The organism is Mycolicibacterium austroafricanum, assembly GCF_902705885.1.
GTDB classification, from domain to species: Bacteria; Actinomycetota; Actinomycetes; order Mycobacteriales; family Mycobacteriaceae; genus Mycobacterium; species Mycobacterium vanbaalenii_A.
On record NZ_CACSIP010000015.1, the window covers coordinates 58,049 to 77,807 of the forward strand.

The window sequence follows — 19,759 nt, forward strand, 5'->3', positions numbered from 1 at the left end:
TCCGTCCTACCTGACCGCGGTGATGTAGCGGATCTCGGCGAAGCCCTCGTCGTCGTCGAGCGGTGCCATCCCGTACCTGACGAGCAGGTCGTTGGCGGGCGCCGAGGTGGTGCGCCAACCGTGACCCTGCAGGTAGTCGGCGACCTCTGCGCGGTCGCCGAGGAACACCAACTCCGAGAAGTCGATGTCGAACCCGTGGTCGCGCCACCGCCCTGAGTTGCTCTGCATGCGGTTGCGGACCTGCTCGTCGTCCTCGGCGCGGTGCGGGGGCACGCCTTCGGCGGCCAGTCGGCTGCCCTCGGCGCTGAGTTCGGTGATCCGGTCGAGCAGCCGGTCCTGGGCGTCGGGCGGGAGGTATCCGAACAACCCCTCGGCGATCCACGCCGTCGGCTTGGCCGCGTCGAAGCCGGCGTCGGCGAGCGCGGCGGGCCAGTCGTGACGCAGATCGACCCCGACCGGCCGCAGCTCCGCACTCGGTGTGGCGCCGAGACCTGCCAATGTCGTGGTCTTGAACTCGATCACCTCGGCCTGGTCGATCTCGAAGACCACCATGTCCTGCGGCCAGTTCAGCCGGTAGGCCCGGGCGTCCAGGCCGGAGGCCAGGATGACGGCCTGGCGGATCCCCGTTGTGGTGGCGTCGGCGAAGAAGTCGTCGAAGAAGCGGGTTCGGGCGGCCATTCCGTCGGCGAACCGGCGAATGCCGACGGGGGAGTCGTTGCTGTGGAGATCCTCAGGCGACAGCTCCCCGGTGGCCAGCTTGGTGAAGAAGTCGACGCCGACCGCCAGCACCAGGGGGGCGGCGTAAGGGTCGTCGATCACCGGGTTGCGGGCCCGACTGGCGACGGCGCGGGCAGCCGCGACCATCGTCGCGGTGGCGCCGACGCTGGAGGCGAGGTCCCAGGTGTCACCGTCGGTGCGTGGCATCGTCTGCTCCCCAACTAATTAGGTGTAATAATGAACCACCGTCGACTGTACGCCGACCGCGAGCGGATTCGGGTGGGGCAACATGCTCCTGTTAGTCTCGTAGACTGTTTGAACGCGTGACTTGCGCAGGCCGTATGCCTGCTCGTGCCGTCGCGCGCACGACTTAACCGAACGCTGGTCACGCCAGCCACATGAGCACGCCGCGATCATCAGGCCGTGCAGGAGGAAAGAGTGCTCTCGGCTTTCATCTCTTCGCTCAGAACACCGGACCTGAGACGAAAGATCCTGTTCACCCTGGGCATCGTCGTTCTCTACCGCGTGGGCGCCTCGATACCGTCCCCCGGTGTCAACTACCCGAACGTCCAGCAGTGCATCGCCCAGGTCAGCGGCGGTGAGTCGGGGCAGATCTACTCGCTGATCAACTTGTTCTCCGGCGGTGCCCTGCTGCAGCTGTCGGTGTTCGCGGTGGGCATCATGCCCTACATCACCGCCAGCATCATCGTCCAGCTGCTGACCGTCGTCATCCCGCGCTTCGAGCAGTTGCGCAAGGAAGGCCAGGCCGGCCAGACCAAGATGACGCAGTACACCCGGTACCTGGCGATCGCGCTGGCGATCCTGCAGGCCACCAGCATCGTGGCGCTGGCTGCCAACGGCGGGCTGCTGCAGGGCTGCTCGCTCGACATCATCCAGGGCCAGAGCGAGGGCCTGAACATCACCACGCTGGCCGTCATGGTCATCGTGATGACCGCCGGCGCGGCGCTGGTCATGTGGATGGGCGAGCTGGCGACCGAGCGCGGCGTCGGCAACGGCATGTCCCTGCTGATCTTCGCCAGCATCGCCTCCGCGATCCCCGGCGAGGGCAAGAGCATCCTGGACAGCCGCGGCGGCATGGTCTTCACGTTCGTCTGCCTGGCGGCACTGCTGATCATCATCGGCGTGGTCTTCGTCGAGCAGGGCCAGCGGCGCATCCCGGTCCAGTACGCCAAGCGGATGGTGGGCCGGCGGATGTACGGCGGCACCTCCACCTACCTGCCGCTGAAGGTCAACCAGGCAGGCGTCATCCCGGTCATCTTCGCCTCGTCGCTGATCTACATCCCGCACCTGATCACGCAGCTGATCGACAGCGGCAGCGCCAACCCGAACACCGGCTGGTGGCAGACGTTCGTCGCCGAGTACCTGACCGACCCGAGCAGCCCGGTCTACATCGCGATCTACTTCGGCCTGATCATCTTCTTCACGTACTTCTATGTGTCGATCACGTTCAACCCCGACGAACGCGCCGACGAGATGAAGAAGTACGGCGGCTTCATCCCGGGCATCCGGCCGGGTAAACCGACCGCCGACTATCTGCGGTTCGTGCTATCCAGGATCACGCTGCCGGGCTCGGTCTACCTCGGTGTCATCGCTGTCCTCCCGAACATGTTCCTGCAGATCGGCAACACCGGCGCAGTGCAGAACCTGCCGTTCGGCGGCACCGCGGTGCTGATCATGGTGGGTGTCGGCCTGGACACCGTGAAACAGATCGAAAGCCAGCTGATGCAGCGCAACTACGAGGGTTTTTTGAAGTGAGAGAGGGTTCTTAAGTTGAGAATCGTTTTGCTGGGGCCGCCCGGCGCGGGCAAGGGTACGCAGGCGCAGAAGCTGGCCGACGAGCTCGGGGTTCCGCAGATCTCCACGGGCGACCTGTTCCGGTACAACATCAGCAACGGCACCGACCTGGGGCTGGAAGCCAAGAAGTACCTCGACGCCGGCGACCTGGTCCCGGCCACGTTGACCAACGCGCTGGTCGACGACCGGCTCAACGACGAGGACGCGGCCGCTGGATTTATTCTCGACGGGTACCCGCGATCGGTCGAGCAGGCCAAAGCCCTCGACGGGATGCTCGAGAAGCGCAGTCTGTCGCTGGATGCCGTGCTGGAGTTTCGGGTGCCCGAGGACGAACTCGTCTCCCGGCTCAAGGGCCGAGGTCGCGCCGACGACACCGAGGACGTCATCCGCAACCGGTTCAAGGTGTACCGCGACGAGACCGCGCCGCTGCTCGACTACTACAGCGAGACGCTGACCACCGTGGACGCCGTCGGCGACCTCGACGAGGTGTTCGGCCGCGCGTTGAAGGCCCTCGGGCGCTGACGCTCACCCATGGTTTCTCTCCCTGGCCTGCGTGGCCGCAAAGTGGTCGCCCAGCGCACCGCCGGTGAACTGGACGCGATGGCGGCCGCGGGCGCGCTCGTCGCCGCCGCCCTGCGTGCGGTGCACCAGGCCGCCGCGCCCGGTGTCTCCACCCACGACCTCGACCAGGTCGCCGAGTCGGTGATCCGCGACGGCGGCGGCATCCCGTCCTTCAAGGGCTACCATGGCTTCCCGGCCAGCATCTGCTCGTCGGTCAACGACCGCGTCGTACACGGCATCCCGTCGGCCACCGAGGCGCTGGCCGCCGGGGACCTGGTGTCCATCGACTGCGGTGCCATTCTCGACGGCTGGCACGGTGACTCGGCCTTCACCTTCGGGGTGGGTCAGCTGATCCCCGCCGACGACATCTTGTCCCGCGCCACGCGCGAATCCATGGAGGCCGGCATCGCGGCCATGGTGCCGGGGAACCGCCTGACCGACATCTCCCACGCCATCGAGCTCGGGACCCGGTCCGCAGAGGCGCGTTACGACCGCAAGTTCGGCATCGTCGCGGGCTACGGCGGGCACGGTATCGGACGCAGCATGCACATGGACCCGTTCCTGCCCAACGAGGGCGCGCCGGGACGCGGGCCGTATCTGGCCGCCGGTTCGGTGCTGGCGATCGAACCCATGCTGACGCTGGGCACGACCAAGACCGTTGTGCTCTCCGACGAGTGGACCGTCGTCACCGCCGACGGCACCCGCGCCGCGCACTGGGAGCACACCGTTGCCGTCACCGACGACGGACCCCGGATCCTGACCGCTGGGTGAGCGTGGCCCCCGACCCGCCCCCGGCCAAGCGCGACCCGATCGCCGCGGCGCGTGCCAACTGGGAGCGCTCCGGCTGGGGTGAGGTCGCCGACGGCATGGTCGCGGTGACCTCGGTGATGCGTGCACACCAGATCTTGCTGGCCCGCGTCGAGACCGCGCTGCGCCCCTACGATCTGAGCTTCTCCCGCTTCGAGCTGCTGCGATTGCTGGCGTTCAGCCGCACCGGCGCGCTGCCGATCACCAAAGCCTCCGACCGTCTGCAGGTGCACGTCACCAGCGTCACGCACGCGATCCGGCGGCTGGAATCGGACGGACTGGTCCAGCGGGTGCCGCACCCGACCGATGGCCGCACCACGCTGGTGCAGATCACCGAGCTGGGGCGCTCGACCGTCGAGGATGCCACCGTGACACTGAACAACGACGTGTTCGCCGACATCGGCATGTCACCCGTCGAGTCGACGGCGCTGGCGCAGTCGATCCAGACGTTGCGCCGCAGCGCGGGCGACTTCTAGCGGGCCTGGCCCGCGAAATATCATTCCGGGCTGTCATCCCGGCGGATTTGCGACCTGGAATGATATTTCGCGGAAGTCCGCAGCTCAACGAGCGGACGGCACAGGGATCGTCGCGGTGACGGTGGTTCCGGTGCCGGGCCGCGACCGGATGTTCAGCCTGCCGCCGACGATCTCGGCCCGTTCGGCCATCGACAGTAGCCCGTAGCCGCCCATCTCGTCGCTTCCCAGCGGATGCTCCAGCGTGTCGAAACCGACTCCGTCGTCGACGATCTCGAGCCTGGCGACCTCACCCTGATCACCCCGGGACATCGTGAAGGTGAGCCGGGCCCGGCTGGCCCTGGCGTGTTTGACGACGTTCTGCAGGCATTCCTGGGCGATGCGGTACAACGCGAGCTCGATGTGGTCGGGCAGCCGCTCGTCGGCCAGCTCGGTGTCGATTTTCAGGTCTATGTGGACCTGCGGGATCGAACGCGCCAGGCTCGCGAGCCCGCCCGACAACCCGAGATCATCCAGCACCGGTGGCCTGAGCCCGCTGATCGCGGCTCGCGCCTCCTGCAGCGTCAGGTCGGCCAGCTCGCGCGCGCGGTCGAGTTGCTCGGTCAGTGCGACGCGGTCGTCGACGGCCTGGGCGGCCGCGTCGAGGCGGTAGGACAGTGTGACCAGACGCTGGGAGATGCCGTCGTGGATGTCGCTGGCCAGCCGCCGCCGCTCGAGCTCCTGGGCCTCGATGACCTGCTCGACGAAGTTCTCGTGCGCGCGTTCGCGAGACACCAGCTGGCGGTGCAGACGCGCCTGGTGCATGGCCCCGGCGATCAGCCGGCCGATGACCAGCAGCAGCTCGACATCGCGGTCCTCGAACTGGCGCTGGGCCACGGTGTGCACGTTGAGCACCCCGACCAGCCCACCGGGGTCTGTCTCCATCGGCACGGACACCATCGACGTGAAGTCGCGGCCGCGTAGTGATTGGAACGGCAGGTACCGCGGGTCGGACTCCTTGTCGTTGCGGATCACCACCGGTTCCCGGTTGCTGGCCACCCACCCCGAGATGCCCTGCCCCAGCGGTAGCCGGATCTTGCCGACCTCGGCGTCGAACGGCGGCGTCGCCCCTGCCAGCGTCAGCGACCGCTCGGTGTCGTCGAGAACGTGCACAAAACACACGTCGCTGTCGGTGGCGGCGGTGATGATCCGTGCCGCCGCCGCGGCCAACGGTTCGACGCCGGGCCCACTGGACGCAGCCTGGATCAGTTCCCGGAGCAGGGCCAGCTCCCGATCGGCCGTCAGCACCGGCCGCGACGCCGAGGTCACTGGTAGATCCCTTCGCGTAGCGCGGTCGCCACTGCGCCGGTGCGGTCACTGACGCCGAGCTTGCGGTAGATCGAGCTGAGATGGGTTTTGACGGTCTCGTCGCCGATCACCAGCTTGGTGGCGATGGCGCGGTTGGACAGACCGTTGACGACAAACGACAGGATCTCGCTTTCCCGCTGAGTGAGGCCCTGACGGGCGCCGGGCCAGAACTCATCGCGCTGCAGCCGGGCCGCGGTGTCGACCGCCCGGGCCGCCATCCCAGGGTCGATCGCGGTCTCGCCGCTGTGCACGAACTCCAGCTGACGAACCAGTTCCTCGCTGCTGATGCTCTTGAGCAGATAGCCGGCGGCCCCGACCCGGAACGCCTGGAACAGGTACTGCTCGTCGTCGTAGACCGACAGCATCACCACCTTGCGGTCCGGGTCGCGCTCCCGCAGCTGCCGGCACACGTCCAGGCCGCTCGACCCCTGCATCCGCACGTCACACAGCACGATGTCGGGGTCGAGGTCGCCGACGACACTGACCACGTGGTCGGGGCCGACCGCTTGTCCGACCACCGTGACGCGGCTGTCGAAGGCGGCCAGCATTGCCTTGAGCCCTTCGATGACCATTTCGTGGTCGTCGACCAGGACGATGCGCACCGGCGAGGGCATTTCCCCACCTTAGAGCCGGTGGCCACCGGGCCAGCCCAACTTGGCGCGTCGAATCCCCCATGTGGGGGAGGCGCCCGAGGTGTGATCTGGGACACCATTCATTCGTGCAGCCCACATCGCAGAAAGCATGGAGAGCCGGTCGATTCTGGTGGGATTGGCCCCAGCCCAGTGATTCCACAGTGCAACCACTGCGCGCGCTGGTCTTCGACCTCGAGGCGCTCGCCGACGTCGACAGCGCGGGCCATCGCGCGGCGTTCAACGCCGCGTTCGCCCAACTCGGGCTGGACATCGAGTGGTCGGCCGCGCGGTACCGGCAGCTGCAGGCGCTACCCGACGAGCGACGCCGCGTCGCCGCCGAGCTGCGCAAGCGGGGCGTGCGCACCGAGTGTGACGTGCTGGCCGAGCTGCTGGTCGACGAGATCTGTTCAGCGAAGGAGATGATCCTCGATGAGACGATCCTGGACGCCGACATCGCACCGACGGCCGGTCTGGTGGACCTGATCGCCGAGGCGTTCGGGGCAGGCATCGGGATCGCGATCGTCAGCCGCGGCCGGCACACCTGGGTCGAGCCGCTGGTGCGCCAACTGGTCGGCGAAGGGCTGGTGGGCACCGTCGTTACCGCCGCCGATGTTGCCGACACGCCGGGCGCGAACCTCTATTCGGCCGCCCTGGCCGACCTCGGGGTCTCGGCGCAGGATTCGCTCGTGTTCGCGGGGTCGCCGGCGAATCAGCGCATGGCGATGGCCGCCGGTCTGCCCACGGTGCTCATCGACGGCGACAACACGGCGAACGCGCCGCTGCGGGTGGCCGACTGCCGACGGGCGCACGACAGGTGGCAGGAGTCCCCGCGGCCCTCGGCTGCGTAGTCGGGTCCCGGACCAGCGGGTCCGGCGCCGGCACCGCCTATCCTTCACCGAATGAGTACGAGTCGAGCGCGCAACGCAACACAAACGCGCGCCGACATTCTCGTGGCGGCCCGGCGCCGCTTCGGGGCCGACGGCTATCAGCGCACCACGCTGCGTACGGTGGCTGCCGACGTCGGTGTGGATCCGGCCCTGATCATCCGGTACTTCGGAAGTAAACAGGAGCTCTTCGCCGAGGCGGCGGAATTCAGGATCGACCTGCCCGACCTGAGAACGGTCCACGCCGACGACGTCGCCGATGTTCTGCTGTCGCGCTTCTTCGCCGTCTGGGAACAGGACACCACATTCCTCGCCCTGCTGCGGGCGGCGATGACCAGCGAATCTGCCGCGGATGCGCTCCGGCACGTGTTCGCCACTCAGGTGGCGCCCGCCCTCACCAGCATCACGCCGGACCATCCCGGGCAACGCGCCGGTTTGATGGGGGCGTTCGTGATCGGCTTGGCCACCACCCGCTATGTGCTCGCCAATCCCGCGGTCGCCAACCTCAGCCACGAGGAATTGATCCGAATCGCCCGCCCCGTCATCCGGCAACTCCTGCTCGGCCCGATCCCGGGCTGACCCTGCGGCCGGCCCCCCATCCGGCGGGCAGCGCGGTGTGCGCAGTCCACAAGTCACCAACTGTTGACAAGGTGCCGGCGGCGGCTTACGGTCAGCAAGTCACCAACTGTTGACATAGCGCAGCCGAGGGGAGCCGTTGTGACCCGGACAGCAATCGAACGCTCGGTGCTGGCCCGCGTGGGGCGCTCGGCCGGCAACGCGCCGCGGCGGTATCTGCTGCTGGCGATCCTGGTGACGGTGGCAGCGGGCGTGTTCGGCATTCCCGTGGCGAAATCCCTGTGCGCCTGCGGATTCGAAGACCCCGCAGCGGAATCGGCCAGGGCGGCCGCACTGCTCACCGACGAGTTCGGCCAGGGCGAATCACAGCTGCTGATCATCGTCTCCGCGCCGGAGGGGTACCGCAGTGATCCCGCGCGTCAAGCCGGCGAGGAGATCACCGAAGCCCTCGCCCGGTCCCCGTATGTGGCCACCGTCGTCTCGGCGTGGTCGGCGACGCCTCAGGTCGCCCCCGAGCTGGTGAGTCGGGACGATCGCTCTGGGCTGATCGTGGCAGGGCTCACCGGCCCGGAGTCCGAGATGCAGCAGCGTGCAAGGGAGTTGGCGGACCAGCTGGTGCACGATCGCGGTGGCGTCACCGTCCGGGCGGGCGGCTCAGCGATGGTCGACGTCCAGATCACCGAGCAGTCCCAGCGCGACCTGCTGCTGATGGAGTCCCTGGCGATCCCACTGAGCTTCGTGGTGCTGGTGTGGGTGTTCGGCGGACTCCTGGCAGCGGCGATTCCTGTCGCGGTCGGAGCGATGGCGATTCTCGGCGCCCTCGCGGTACTGCGCGCGGTAACTCTCGTCACCGACGTGTCGATCTTCGCCCTGAACCTCAGCGCCGCACTGGGTCTTGCACTGGCGATCGACTACACGCTGTTGCTGATCAGCAGGTTCCGCGATGAGGTGGCCGAAGGCGCTCGCCAGGAGGATGCCGTCATCACGATGATGATGACTGCCGGCCGCACCGTGGTGTTCTCGGCCACCATCGTGGCGTTGTCGATGGCGGTGATGGTGCTGTTCCCGATGCACTTCCTCAAGTCGTTCGCCTACGCGGGAGTCGCGACAGTGGGCTTGGCCGCGTTGGCCGCTCTGGTCGTCACCCCGGCTGCGATCATGTTGTTCGGAAACCGACTGAGTCACTCCCGGTTTCGGACGATTCGGTCTACACCCCCCGTGCAGCAACAGGCCCTGTACCGCTGGACAACAATGGTCATGCGGCGGGCCACGCCGTTCGCGCTGGCGGTCGTGGTGTTGCTGCTGCTCCTCGGCGCTCCGTTCGCGGGAGTGAACTGGGGGTTTCCCGACGACCGCGTGTTGCCCGCTGAGGCCTCGGCACGTCAGGTCGGCGACCAGTTACGAGACGAGTTCGTCAACACCTCCGCGACCGCGGTCACCGTCGTCATCCCCGATGTCAAGGGCCTGACTCAGGCCGACATCGAGGGATACCGCGCTCGGCTGTACGAGGTACCCGACGTCGCTGCCGTCTCCTCGCCCACCATCGCGGGTGACAGCGGTTTCCTCACCGTGTCCAGCACGGCGCCGTTGTTCTCGGAAAGCTCTGAAGCGCAACTGAACCGCCTGCACGAAACTGCGGGCCCCGCTGGCCGTGAGATCCTGCTCACCGGCACCGCGCAGACCAACCGTGACAGCGTCGCCGCCATCACATCGCGACTGCCGGTGGTGCTGGGGCTCATCGCCGCGATCATGTTCGTCCTGCTGTTCCTGCTCACCGGCAGCGTCGCGATTCCACTCAAAGCGCTCGTACTCAACGTTCTTTCACTGACCGCGGCGTTCGGCGCGATGGTCTGGATCTTCCAGGACGGCCACCTGGGCGGTCTGGGCACCACGCCCACCGGGACACTGGTCGCGAACATTCCGGTGCTGCTGTTCTGCATCGCTTTCGGCCTGTCGATGGACTACGAGGTGTTCCTCGTGTCCCGCATCCGCGAGTTCTGGCTGGCGTCGCGGATGACAACGCAGAAAAAGGAAGCCAACAACACGAGTGTCGCGCTCGGGATCGCGCGCACCGGTCGCGTCGTCACCGCGGCAGCTTTGGTGATGTCGATCTCCTTCGCCGCGCTCATCGCCTCCGACGTGTCGTTCATGCGGATGTTCGGCCTCGGCCTGACCCTCGCTGTGCTCGCGGATGCGACGCTGGTCCGGCTGATCCTGATGCCCGCCTTCATGCATCTGCTCGGCGAGTGGAACTGGTGGGCGCCTGCGTGGATGACCCGGATTCACCACCGCATCGGTCTGCGCGACGGCGAACTGCCGCGAGCGCCCGCCCACCTCGCCGATTCCTCGGCGTGTGATGTCACGCCCGTCGACGTACTGAACAAGTAAGGGAGAGATCATGAGCGTTGTTGCAGCTGTGCGCGGGGAGGTGCCACCCCACCGCTACGCCCAGGCCGAGGTGACCGAAGCGCTGATCGCGATGCCGGGTTATCACGCGTATGCGGACAGCATCCGTGCGCTGCACAAGAGCGCCAGAGTGGACACGCGGCATTTCGTGTTGCCGCTTGCCGACTACGCCGGCCTCACCGACTTCGGCCAGGCCAATGACGTCTTCGTCGAACACGCGGCAGAACTCGGCAGCGCTGCGCTGGCCGGTGCACTGGAGGACGCCGGCCTCGACGCCGCCGACGTCGACATGGTCATGACCACCACCGTCACCGGGGTGGCCGTGCCGTCGTTGGATGCCCGCATCGCCGCCCGAGTGGGTCTGCGACCCGACGTTCGGCGCGTTCCGATGTTCGGGTTGGGCTGCGTGGCGGGTGCGGCGGGTGTGGCCCGCGTGCACGACTACCTGCGCGGCAACCCCAGCGGGGTAGCGGTGTTGCTCGCGGTGGAACTGTGCTCGCTGGTTTCCAAGACGGAACCGACGATGGCGACGGTGGTGGGCAGCAGCCTGTTCGGCGATGGCGCCGCGGCGGTCGTGATGGTCGGTGACCGGCGCGCCGACCACATGTCATCTGTACCGGGACCCGAGGTCATCGATTCACGCAGCCACCTCTATCCCGACTCGCTGCGCACGATGGGTTGGGACGTCGACGCGAGCGGCTTTCGACTCGTGCTGTCCCCGGACGTGCCCCGGGTGGTCGAACGCCACCTCGGTGAGGATGTGGTGGGCTTCCTGCACACCCACGGACTCGGCGTCGAGGACATCGACACCTGGGTGAGCCATCCCGGCGGCCCCAAGGTCATCGAGGCGATCACCGAAACCCTCGAATTACCGGACGATGCACTGGAACTGACGTGGCGCTCTCTTGCCGAGGTGGGCAACCTGTCGTCGGCGTCGGTGCTGCACGTGCTCCGCGACACCATCGCCAAGCGTCCACCTGCGGGCACACCGGGCCTCATGATGGCCATGGGGCCGGGGTTCTGCTCCGAACTCGTGCTGTTGCGCTGGCGCTGACGGGACGAATCACCTCATGGTCTGGTACACCCTCCTGGTCGCTGCGGTAGCCGCCGAGCGACTGTTCGAACTTGTTGTCGCCGAACGCAATCGCCGATGGAGCCGGATGCGAGGCGGCATCGAGGCAGGTGCGGGCCACTATCCGGTGATGGTGGTGCTGCACACCGGCCTGCTCGTCGGCTGTCTGCTCGAGGTGGCCGCGCTGCACCGGCCGTTCCTGCCGATGCTCGGTTTCTCCATGCTGGTGCTGGTGCTGGCGGCACAGGGGCTGCGGTGGTGGTGTATCACCACTCTCGGGCGCCAGTGGAACACCAGGGTGATCGTCGTTCCCGGGGCCACACGGATCACCGGCGGCCCCTACCGGCTGATCCGGCATCCCAACTACGTCGCGGTGATCGTCGAGGGCATCGCGCTTCCGCTGGTCCACAGCGCGTGGCTCACCGCCCTGCTGTTCACCGTCCTCAACGCAGCTCTGCTGAAGACCCGGATCGACGTCGAGAACGCTGCGCTCGCGGGGTTGCGATGATCGATCTGCTCGTCGCCGGCGGCGGTCCGGCAGGATTGGCCACCGCCATCCACGGGGCCAAGGCCGGGCTCGAAGTCGTGGTTGTCGAGCGGCGGCCCGGCACGCTGGACAAGGCCTGCGGCGAAGGCATGATGCCGCACACCGTGGCACACCTCGAGCGCCTCGGTGTGGCGCCGCTCGGTATGCCGCTGCGCGGCATCTCCTACCTCGACGGTGACGGTCGAGCTGACGCGACGTTTCGGACGGGCACAGGTCGCGGGGTGCGCAGGACCGTGCTGCACACCGCACTGGCGGACCTGGCCGAGACGATGGGCGTGCGAACGGTACACGGCGATATCGGCACGGTCGGCCAGGACGCCGAATCCGTCTTCGCAGGTGGACTGCGGGCCCGCTACCTTGCGGCCGCGGACGGTCTGCATTCACCGATCCGCACCGCGCTCGGCCTGTCCCAGCCCTGTCAGGATCGGCGACGGTGGGGGATTCGCCGTCACGTGCAGATGGCTCCGTGGAGCGACCGCGTCGAAGTGCGGTGGGCCCCGGGGAGCGAGGCGTACGTGACGCCGGTGGCCGAGGACTGCGTCGGCATCGCTGTCCTCACATCGTCCCGCGGTGGGTTCGATCAACAGCTGAGAGCGTTTCCCGCCCTGGCGGACCGGATCCGCGGCCATGCCCACGGCCAGGACCGAGCCGCAGGCCCGTTGCGGCAGAAGGCGCGTAGCCGGGCAGCCGGCCGAGTCCTGCTCGTCGGTGATGCCGCCGGCTACATCGACGCCCTGACGGGGGAGGGCATGGGCCTGGCGTTCGGCGCTGCCGAAAAACTTGTGAAATGTGTTGTCGCAGGACGTACCGACGACTACGACCGGCAATGGCGCGCACTGACCCGCCGCTACAGATGGCTGACCGCCGGTCTCGTGGGAGCCGGGTCGGTGTCGACCATTCGCTCGCGCATCGTGCCCGCCGCACGGGCACTTCCCATGGTGTTCGCCGGCCTGGTCAACCAGCTCGCGGCTTGACCGGCACCGACAACCACTCAACCCAAGGAGATCAGACTCATGGAGCTCTCGGCCCGTTCGTCCCTCAACGCCGGCATGGCGTTCACCGCCGCCGCAGCTGTCGCTTTCACGCCGCTGGTGATCCCGGCGAACCATCACACTGCGACGATCCCGGCTGTCATCCAGCATGTTTCGGTCCCCGGGTTGCGACTCGCTGCCGCCCCCAACGACATCGAAGCTGCCATCGCGGTGCTAGCGGAGCTGGTGGGATTACCGGGCGAGGGTCTGATAAAGGTCGTCGAGACGATCGTCACTCTCATTGACACCGGGTTCTCCGGGTTGATCGACGTGACGGCCGATCCGACCGCCGCGGCGTCACTGACGATTCTGAAGACACTGTCCGTCGACGCTTTCGCAAAACTGCACGAGAACCTGGGTTTGATCAATCCGGTCCTCACGACGACCACCGAACAGGTTGCAAAGCTGGTGTGGGCTGCGCTCACCGGGTCAGTGCAGAACATGCTGACTGCGGTGACGAATGTGGTCGAGAATCCGCTGTCGTTCGACAGCTATGCCGGGGTGTTCAACGCCGGAATCGCCAGTGGGCGGCTGCTGGTGGGCAATGGGCTGCACGTGATTCAAACCATCGGTGATGCGGGGTTCGATGTAGTGGGGATAGCCCTCGGGGAGGTGAGCTTTCAACTCAACAACCTGGTCGGGGGAGTCAATGCCCTGCTCACTCAGCTCGGTGACGCCTCTGGGGTTCCCGTCGTCGAGGTGTTCTTTCGAGCGGTGCAGGACCTTGTTCTCGCTCCGGCGCTTGCCGTCTTCAACTTCGGCGCAGCGCTCGGCGAAACCGTTCTGACGACCGCCAATGCGGGGTTCGACCTGGTGCTCGAAACGGCGAGGACGATCGTTGATCCGCCGCAGGTACCGGAGCTTCCCGCCACCGATGCCCGTCCGGAGGATTCACCCTTCGACGACGGGTTGGGGACCGCTGAGGTCCAGTCCACGTCCGCCACGTCGACCACGGCGAAGGTCACCGATGACGCGGAGCCTACGGAGCCGGTGGACGACGGGAGCGTGGCCACCGAGGAGACGGGCGTCGAGGCCACCCAAGCCGACGAGGTCGACGAGGCCGTCGAGGTGGTCGAGGCCGACGAGGCCGTCGAGGCCGTCGAGGTGGACGAGGTGGACGAGGCCGTCGGGGCGGTCGGGGCGGTCGACGATGAAGTCGCTGCGGAGGTGGCCGATGAACCAGCCGATGACGATGACAAAGAGCGCGCCGACGAGGGCGCGGACACCGGCGACAGCGATGGTGGCAGTGGCGACGGTCTGCAGTGACCGGGTCAGCCGCGTAACAACTCGATGACGGCGCTGAAGTCCAGTGTGGCGTTGATCTTGTCGGACTCGGCGAACTTCCCGTAGATCTCGGCCGCGTGGGTGCCCAGCGGCGCGGAGGAGCCCGTCGACGCCACCGCGGCCATCGCCAGACCGAGATCCTTGTTCATCAACGCCGTCGCGAAACCGGGTTTGAAGTCGTTGTTGGCCGGCGACGTAGGAACCGGACCCGGCACCGGGCAGTTCGTGTGTACCGCCCAGCAGTTGCCGGTGGCCCCGGTGATCACGTCGAACAGCGACTGCGCGGGCAGACCGAGCTTCTCGGCGAGCACAAAAGCCTCGCCTATCGCGATCTGCTGAACCGCCAGCACCATGTTGTTGCACAGCTTTGCGGCCTGCCCGGCGCCGGGTGCGCCGCAGTGAATCACCTTGCCCGCCATCGGGTCCAGAGTGGGGCGCGCCTTTTCGACGTCGGCCGCCTCACCACCGACCATGAACGCCAGCGTCCCTGCGGTCGCGCCCTTGATGCCGCCGGAGACCGGGGCGTCGATCTGGTTCAGCCCGGCCGCCACCGCCTGTTGGTGGATCTCGCGGGCGTCGTCGACCGAGATGGTCGACGTGTCGATCAGCAGCGCACCCTTGCGGACGGTGGGCAGGATCTCGGCATAACAGGACTTCACCACTGCCCCGTTGGGCAGCGAGGTGATCACCACGTCGGCGTCGGCCACTGCCTCAGCGCCGCTGCTGTAGACCGCCGCGCCCTTCTCGGCGGCGGCGTCACGCAGCGTGTTCACTGGGTCGAAGGCCCGCACGGTGTGCCCTGCGGCTACCAGATTGGCGGCCATCGGACCACCCATATTGCCCAACCCCAGAAATGCGACCGTCGTCATCGTTGGCATATCTTTGACATCCTCCGTTAGAGCGCGCGGGCTCGGCTTGCGATTCCCCGCCCGATCACCACGCGCATGATTTCGTTGGTGCCCTCCAGGATTCGGTGCACCCGCAGATCCCGGACGATCTTCTCCAGCCCGTACTCCTTGAGGTAGCCGTAGCCGCCGTGCAACTGCAGAGCCTGGTCGGCCACCTCATAACAGACGTCGGTGACATAGCGCTTGGCCATCGCGCACAGCTCCACTTTGTCAGCGGCGTCGGTGTCGAGCGCGGAAGCGGCTCGCCACAACATGATTCGCGAGGTCTCCAACGATGTGGCCATATCGGCGAGGGTGAACCGGATGGTGGGCTCGTCGATCAGCGGCCCGCCGAAAGCCTCCCGGTCGCACAGGTACTGCGTGGCCTTGTCGTAGGCAGCCCGCGCGCCACCGAGCGAGCACGCGGCGATGTTGATTCTGCCGCCGTTGAGCCCGTTCATCGCGATCCCGAAACCGGTGCCCTCGCCCTCCGGGCCGCCGAGCAACGCATCGGCGGGCACCCGGACCTTGTCGAAGACGACTTGGGCGGTGGGCTGTGCGCTCCAGCCCATCTTGGCTTCGTTGATACCGAAACTGAGTCCTGGCGTGCCCTTTTCGACGATGAACGCGGAGATGCCCCTGGGCCCCTCGGCGCCGGTACGGGCCATCACCACATAGACGTCGGAGACGCCCGCGCCGGAGATGAACTGCTTGACCCCGTCGAGCACCCAGTCTGATCCGTCGCGGACCGCGCGGGTGCGTAGCGCTGAGGCGTCCGAGCCCGCGCCGGGCTCGGTCAGGCAGTAGCTGGCGATCGACTCCATCGTGGCGAGCTGGGGCACCCAGGTCTTGCGTTGCTCCGGCGTGCCGTAGCTGTCGACCATCCAGGCGCACATGTTGTGGATCGAGATGAACGACGCGATCGTCGGGTCGGCGGCGGCGAGTTCTTCGAAGATCCGCGCCGCATCGAGGCGACGCAGCCCGCTGCCGCCGACCTCCTCCGAGCAGTAGATCGCGGCGATCCCGAGCTCAGCGGAGGCACACAGCACGTCGACGGGGAAGTGCTTGTCGGTGTCCCAGTCAAGCGCATGGGGCGCAAGGTGTTTGGCGGCGAAGGCGGCCGCGGTGTCGACGATGACACGCTCGTCGTCGTCCAACTCGAACAAAACGGAGGCCACCGTGGCTACTTCATGGTGGGGATGACGAACTCGGCGCCATCCTTGATGCCCGACGGCCAGCGTTCGGTGACGGTTTTGACCTTGGTATAGAACTGAATCGACGCCGGGCCGTGCTGGTTGAGGTCGCCGAAGCCGGAGCGCTTCCAGCCGCCGAAGGTGTGGTATGCCACCGGAACCGGGATCGGAACGTTGACGCCCACCATGCCGACCTGGACGCGGGACACGAAGTCCCGCGCGGCGTCGCCGTCACGGGTGAAGATCGCCACCCCGTTGCCGTACTCGTGCTGAGAGGGGAGCGCCAGCGCGTCTTCGTAATCGGCGGCGCGGACGATGCACAGCACCGGGCCGAAGATCTCGTCGGTGTAGATCGACATGTCGGGGGTGACATGGTCGAACAGGGTGGGCCCGATGAAGAAGCCCTTCTCCAGGCTGGCATCGTCGAAGGTGAGTTCGTCGGTGCTGCGCTCGCGGCCGTCCACGACGAGCTCGGCACCGGCCGCCACGCCTTGGCCGATGTAGTCGCGGACCCGTTCCAGCGCCGCCCCCGTGACCAGCGGCCCGTAGTCGGCCTTGGGGTCGAGGCTGTGGCCGACCCGTAGCTGTTTGACCCGCTCGACGAGCCGGTTGCGGAGTCGTTGGGCTGTTTCCTCGCCCACCGGGACAGCGACGCTGATAGCCATACACCGCTCGCCCGCGCTGCCGTAGCCGGCGCCGATCAGCGCATCGACGGCCTGGTCGAGGTCCGCGTCGGGCATCACGATCATGTGGTTCTTGGCGCCGCCGAAGCACTGGGAGCGTTTCCCGTGGGCTGCGGCGGTGGAATAGATGTACTGCGCGATGTCGGAGGAGCCGACGAAGCCGACGGCCTGGATGTCGGGGTGGGTCAGGATCGCGTCGACGGCCTCCTTGTCGCCTTGGACGACCTGGAAGACTCCGGCAGGCAGGCCGGCCTTGAGGAACAACTCGGCAAGGCGGACCGGCACCGACGGGTCGCGCTCGGAGGGCTTGAGGATGAACGCGTTCCCGCACGCCAGCGCCGGGCCGGCCTTCCACAACGGGATCATCGCCGGAAAGTTGAACGGCGTGATGCCGGCGACGACGCCCAGCGGCTGACGGATGGAGTACACGTCGATGCCGCCGCCGGCTCCCTCGGTGAACTCGCCCTTGAGCAGGTGCGGGATGCCGATGGCGAACTCGATGACCTCGATGCCGCGTTGAATGTCGCCCTTGGAGTCCGGGACCGTCTTCCCGTGTTCCAGGGAGAGGAGTTCGGCCAGCTCCTCGACGTTCTGGTTGACGAGGTCGATGAACTTCATCATCACCCGGGCCCGGCGCTGCGGATTCCAGGCGGCCCACTCCTTCTGCGCTTCCACGGCCGTGGCCACCGCGGTGTCGACGTCAGCTGCGCTCGCCAGCACGACCTGCGCCTGCACTTCGCCGGTGCTGGGATTGAGCACATCGGCGGTACGGCTGGACTGCAGTTCGGTGCGCTTGCCCTCGATGAAGTGGGGGATCCGGGTGGCTGCCGTCGTTGAAGTCATTGGTGCGTTCCTCTCGCCTAGATACTTGGATATCCTAGTAATGCGGGGAGCGTGTTCGCAAGAGGCGCCCTGCGTTAGCTGTGAACGGCCCGGGCCCCGACCTTCATGGAAGCTTGCGTGCGATCTCCTTGGCAGCCGTAACCACCTGTGCGCCAGCATGTTCGAGATTCTCGGGGGTCAGCCGATGGGTGAGGAAGCTGATACTGAGCGCGTACCGTGAACCTCCGCCGTCGGCAGTGGGCACGGCCGCGGCCACGCAGGTGAGTTCTTCGGCTGCCTCTTCCCGATCGACTGCGAAGCCCTGCTCTCGGATGTCCTCGATCTCGGCTGCCATCTGTTTCATCGACGTGATCGTGTGGGGGGTCAGCGCCGGCAGACCCGTGGACGCCACAATGCCCCGCCAGACGCTGTCGGGCATGCTCGCCATGAGTGACTTGCCCAATGCCGACGCATGCCAGGGGTCGGTCTGCCCGACGTCGCTGACCTTTTTCACCGCCCGGCGGCTCTCGACAACTTCGAGAATGACCACACTGCGCTCTTTGTGCATCGCGAAGTTCACCGTCTCGTTGAACTCGAGCATCAGCCGTTCCATGGTGGGCAGTACCGCGTCGGAGGGCACCTGGCCGGCGAAAGCACGTTGTCCCAGCCGGAAGATCTCCCATCCGAGGCGGTATTGCGCCGCGTTGTATCGCTCTACGTAGCCCAACGCCGCAAGGCTGGTCAGGTATCGCGACACCGTGGCCTCGTTGAGCTCTGTGCGCCTTGCGATTTCAGTGAGGTTGCCGCCTTCGGCTTCTGCTACTGCGCTCAGGATCCGGGCGGTGCGTTCGACGCCGATCAGATTCGAGCCCTTGTCCGTCCGTGCGTCGGTTTTCACCCAGTGAAGGTTACCAGTACGCAGTGAGGGCGTCCCTGGCGCCGTCATCAAAGTTCGGCTTCCGGTTGACACACCCCGCACCGTCTTCTAGATTTCACTCAGCGAAGTGCAATATCACTGAATGAAAAACAGCTTGAGTCCCTCGAAGGAGACGCGATGCCCACCGCAGCCGACAGCCGTATATCAAAGGTCGACGGGGCCAGCATTCTGGCTTCACAAGGCCTGTTGTCGGCCGACGACTACACCCTCAGGCCGTCCACGAAGGCATTCGACGACGGCGGCGGATACCGGCTGGAAATCTCTGGAGTTGAACGCCTTTCGACCCTCGAGGTGCTGCTGGACGAGGCGGGCAAGCAGGGCGTCTTCATCCACCGGGTCATCGCGTTCGGCGGCGGGACCACGTTGTTGGGCACCGGTGAGCTCAGCGACGTCGCCGAACTCGCTTCGGAGAACGACATCGAGCTGATCGCCGTTCCCGGTCCCCGGACCGGATGGGATCTCGGCCGCCAGGCGTTGAGCACCGAGGGGCAGGCAGGTGGGCGCCGGGTGCGGGGACTGGACAACGTCCGGTATCTTCTCGACGACTATCTGCGGGTGTTCTCGACGGGTATCCGCGGCGTACTCGTTTGGGACGAGGGAGTTCTCGACATCCTGAACAAGGCGCGCGACGCCGGACACATCCCCGCCGATGCGAAGTTCAAGATCTCGGTGTACGCCGGACACGCCAACCCTGCGTCCATCAGGATTCTGCAGGATCTCGGTGCCGACAGTGTCAACCCCGTGGGCGATCTGAGCCGGCCGATGCTCGCCGCCATCAGGCGTGCGGTGGACATCCCGCTGGATGTCTGGGCGGAGACCTTCGAGTCCTTCGGCGGGATGAACAGGCTGTGGGAAGCCGGCGACATCGCGCGCGTGGCGGGGCCGGTGTACTTCAAGATCGAGCCGGGTGAATCCGAAGCCGTCATGTACAACGGCTGGGTCCGGCCGGAATTCCACGAGGAACTCATCCGGCACAAGGTGCGCCACGCTGCGATCCTCAACGAGCTGGCCCGCACCAGCGCCCCGGATGTGGCGGTGTCCCCTCGTCCCCGCACGGCCACCCCCGCCCTCACCAACTGACACCG

General features: G+C 66.9%; 19 protein-coding genes. 12 read left to right on the forward strand and 7 right to left on the reverse strand.

The genetic code is table 11. The features are described 5' to 3' along the window. Positions 1-6 precede the first annotated feature (6 nt). Positions 7-924, reverse strand: a complete 918-nt coding sequence (locus BEMPMBAN_RS11995; protein WP_159230603.1) for a class I SAM-dependent methyltransferase — start codon at positions 922-924, stop codon at positions 7-9. A gap of 231 nt (positions 925-1,155) precedes the next feature. Here BEMPMBAN_RS11995 and secY point away from each other — a divergent pair, with 231 nt between their 5' ends. From secY to BEMPMBAN_RS12015, 4 genes are read left to right on the forward strand one after another with little or no spacing between them, the layout of a single operon-like run. Beyond that, positions 1,156-2,493, forward strand: coding sequence for a preprotein translocase subunit SecY (secY, locus tag BEMPMBAN_RS12000; RefSeq protein WP_159230650.1), 1,338 nt, complete (start codon positions 1,156-1,158; stop codon positions 2,491-2,493). A gap of 15 nt (positions 2,494-2,508) precedes the next feature. Further along, complete coding sequence (locus tag BEMPMBAN_RS12005) at positions 2,509-3,054, forward strand: adenylate kinase (RefSeq protein ID WP_159230604.1); 546 nt, start codon at positions 2,509-2,511, stop codon at positions 3,052-3,054. Positions 3,055-3,063: 9 nt separating this feature from the next. Further along, the gene (gene map / locus BEMPMBAN_RS12010) at positions 3,064-3,864 is read left to right on the forward strand and encodes a type I methionyl aminopeptidase (protein WP_159230605.1); all 801 of its coding nucleotides are present in this window, start codon (positions 3,064-3,066) and stop codon (positions 3,862-3,864) included. 2 nt (positions 3,865-3,866) lie between these two features. Next, positions 3,867-4,376 (forward strand): MarR family transcriptional regulator, encoded by a 510-nt coding sequence (locus BEMPMBAN_RS12015; RefSeq protein ID WP_159230651.1) that lies wholly within the window; start codon positions 3,867-3,869, stop codon positions 4,374-4,376. 84 nt (positions 4,377-4,460) lie between these two features. Here the strand turns inward: BEMPMBAN_RS12015 and BEMPMBAN_RS12020 are convergent, their stop codons facing one another. Together BEMPMBAN_RS12020 and BEMPMBAN_RS12025 are read right to left on the reverse strand one after the other, a co-directional pair. Beyond that, positions 4,461-5,681 (reverse strand): GAF domain-containing sensor histidine kinase, encoded by a 1,221-nt coding sequence (locus BEMPMBAN_RS12020; protein ID WP_159230606.1) that lies wholly within the window; start codon positions 5,679-5,681, stop codon positions 4,461-4,463. Further along, the gene (locus tag BEMPMBAN_RS12025; protein ID WP_159230607.1) at positions 5,678-6,334 is read right to left on the reverse strand and encodes a response regulator; all 657 of its coding nucleotides are present in this window, start codon (positions 6,332-6,334) and stop codon (positions 5,678-5,680) included. Before BEMPMBAN_RS12025 ends, BEMPMBAN_RS12020 begins: the two co-directional genes overlap by 4 nt. Positions 6,335-6,393: 59 nt before the next feature. On the opposite strand from BEMPMBAN_RS12025, the gene BEMPMBAN_RS12030 reads away from it, so the two are divergent. The 7 genes from BEMPMBAN_RS12030 to BEMPMBAN_RS12060 all read left to right on the forward strand — a co-directional run bounded on the left by BEMPMBAN_RS12030 (position 6,394) and on the right by BEMPMBAN_RS12060 (position 14,134). Further along, entirely contained in the window at positions 6,394-7,200 is an 807-nt protein-coding gene (locus BEMPMBAN_RS12030; protein ID WP_159230608.1) for an HAD hydrolase-like protein, read from the forward strand. Between the two features lie 51 nt (positions 7,201-7,251). After that, positions 7,252-7,815: a TetR/AcrR family transcriptional regulator gene (locus BEMPMBAN_RS12035; RefSeq protein ID WP_159230609.1), complete on the forward strand. Its 564-nt coding sequence runs from the start codon at positions 7,252-7,254 to the stop codon at positions 7,813-7,815. A gap of 165 nt (positions 7,816-7,980) precedes the next feature. Next, the gene (locus BEMPMBAN_RS12040; RefSeq protein WP_159230652.1) at positions 7,981-10,200 is read left to right on the forward strand and encodes an MMPL family transporter; all 2,220 of its coding nucleotides are present in this window, start codon (positions 7,981-7,983) and stop codon (positions 10,198-10,200) included. Between the two features lie 10 nt (positions 10,201-10,210). Then, on the forward strand, positions 10,211-11,272 hold the full coding sequence (locus BEMPMBAN_RS12045; protein WP_159230610.1) for a type III polyketide synthase: 1,062 nt from the start codon (positions 10,211-10,213) through the stop codon (positions 11,270-11,272). 16 nt (positions 11,273-11,288) lie between these two features. Beyond that, a complete protein-coding gene (locus BEMPMBAN_RS12050) occupies positions 11,289-11,798 on the forward strand; it encodes an isoprenylcysteine carboxyl methyltransferase family protein (RefSeq protein WP_159230611.1) in 510 nt (169 codons plus the stop codon). Then, positions 11,795-12,811 (forward strand): NAD(P)/FAD-dependent oxidoreductase, encoded by a 1,017-nt coding sequence (locus BEMPMBAN_RS12055; RefSeq protein WP_159230612.1) that lies wholly within the window; start codon positions 11,795-11,797, stop codon positions 12,809-12,811. The genes BEMPMBAN_RS12050 and BEMPMBAN_RS12055 overlap by 4 nt, the downstream gene beginning before the upstream one ends. Before the next feature lie 39 nt (positions 12,812-12,850). After that, positions 12,851-14,134: a hypothetical protein gene (locus BEMPMBAN_RS12060; RefSeq protein WP_159230613.1), complete on the forward strand. Its 1,284-nt coding sequence runs from the start codon at positions 12,851-12,853 to the stop codon at positions 14,132-14,134. Positions 14,135-14,139: 5 nt separating this feature from the next. Here BEMPMBAN_RS12060 and mmsB read toward each other — a convergent pair whose 3' ends face one another. From mmsB to BEMPMBAN_RS12080, 4 genes are all read right to left on the reverse strand, one after another. Continuing rightward, positions 14,140-15,021 (reverse strand): 3-hydroxyisobutyrate dehydrogenase, encoded by an 882-nt coding sequence (gene mmsB / locus BEMPMBAN_RS12065; protein ID WP_159230614.1) that lies wholly within the window; start codon positions 15,019-15,021, stop codon positions 14,140-14,142. 26 nt (positions 15,022-15,047) lie between these two features. Continuing rightward, positions 15,048-16,205, reverse strand: a complete 1,158-nt coding sequence (locus BEMPMBAN_RS12070) for an acyl-CoA dehydrogenase family protein (protein ID WP_159230653.1) — start codon at positions 16,203-16,205, stop codon at positions 15,048-15,050. Between the two features lie 17 nt (positions 16,206-16,222). Next, positions 16,223-17,758 carry a CoA-acylating methylmalonate-semialdehyde dehydrogenase gene (locus BEMPMBAN_RS12075; protein ID WP_159230615.1) on the reverse strand — a complete coding sequence of 512 codons (1,536 nt, stop codon included), beginning with the start codon at positions 17,756-17,758 and terminating at the stop codon, positions 16,223-16,225. A 103-nt stretch (positions 17,759-17,861) separates the two neighbouring features. After that, a complete protein-coding gene (locus BEMPMBAN_RS12080; protein ID WP_159230616.1) occupies positions 17,862-18,635 on the reverse strand; it encodes an IclR family transcriptional regulator in 774 nt (257 codons plus the stop codon). Between the two features lie 156 nt (positions 18,636-18,791). Here BEMPMBAN_RS12080 and BEMPMBAN_RS12085 point away from each other — a divergent pair, with 156 nt between their 5' ends. Further along, positions 18,792-19,754, forward strand: a complete 963-nt coding sequence (locus tag BEMPMBAN_RS12085; RefSeq protein WP_159230617.1) for a hypothetical protein — start codon at positions 18,792-18,794, stop codon at positions 19,752-19,754. The last annotated feature ends 5 nt before the right edge of the window (positions 19,755-19,759 follow it).

Excerpts from the sequence above, each read along its gene's own strand:
- BEMPMBAN_RS11995 (WP_159230603.1), bottom strand. The coding sequence starts at position 924 with ATGCCACGCACCGACGGTGACACCTGGGACCTCGCCTCCAGCGTCGGC.
- map (WP_159230605.1), top strand. The coding sequence starts at position 3,064 with ATGGTTTCTCTCCCTGGCCTGCGTGGCCGCAAAGTGGTCGCCCAGCGC.
- BEMPMBAN_RS12025 (WP_159230607.1), bottom strand. The coding sequence starts at position 6,334 with ATGCCCTCGCCGGTGCGCATCGTCCTGGTCGACGACCACGAAATGGTC.
- BEMPMBAN_RS12030 (WP_159230608.1), top strand. The coding sequence starts at position 6,394 with ATGTGGGGGAGGCGCCCGAGGTGTGATCTGGGACACCATTCATTCGTG.
- BEMPMBAN_RS12035 (WP_159230609.1), top strand. The coding sequence starts at position 7,252 with ATGAGTACGAGTCGAGCGCGCAACGCAACACAAACGCGCGCCGACATT.
- BEMPMBAN_RS12045 (WP_159230610.1), top strand. The coding sequence starts at position 10,211 with ATGAGCGTTGTTGCAGCTGTGCGCGGGGAGGTGCCACCCCACCGCTAC.
- BEMPMBAN_RS12050 (WP_159230611.1), top strand. The coding sequence starts at position 11,289 with ATGGTCTGGTACACCCTCCTGGTCGCTGCGGTAGCCGCCGAGCGACTG.
- BEMPMBAN_RS12055 (WP_159230612.1), top strand. The coding sequence starts at position 11,795 with ATGATCGATCTGCTCGTCGCCGGCGGCGGTCCGGCAGGATTGGCCACC.
- BEMPMBAN_RS12060 (WP_159230613.1), top strand. The coding sequence starts at position 12,851 with ATGGAGCTCTCGGCCCGTTCGTCCCTCAACGCCGGCATGGCGTTCACC.
- mmsB (WP_159230614.1), bottom strand. The coding sequence starts at position 15,021 with ATGACGACGGTCGCATTTCTGGGGTTGGGCAATATGGGTGGTCCGATG.
- BEMPMBAN_RS12075 (WP_159230615.1), bottom strand. The coding sequence starts at position 17,758 with ATGACTTCAACGACGGCAGCCACCCGGATCCCCCACTTCATCGAGGGC.
- BEMPMBAN_RS12085 (WP_159230617.1), top strand. The coding sequence starts at position 18,792 with ATGCCCACCGCAGCCGACAGCCGTATATCAAAGGTCGACGGGGCCAGC.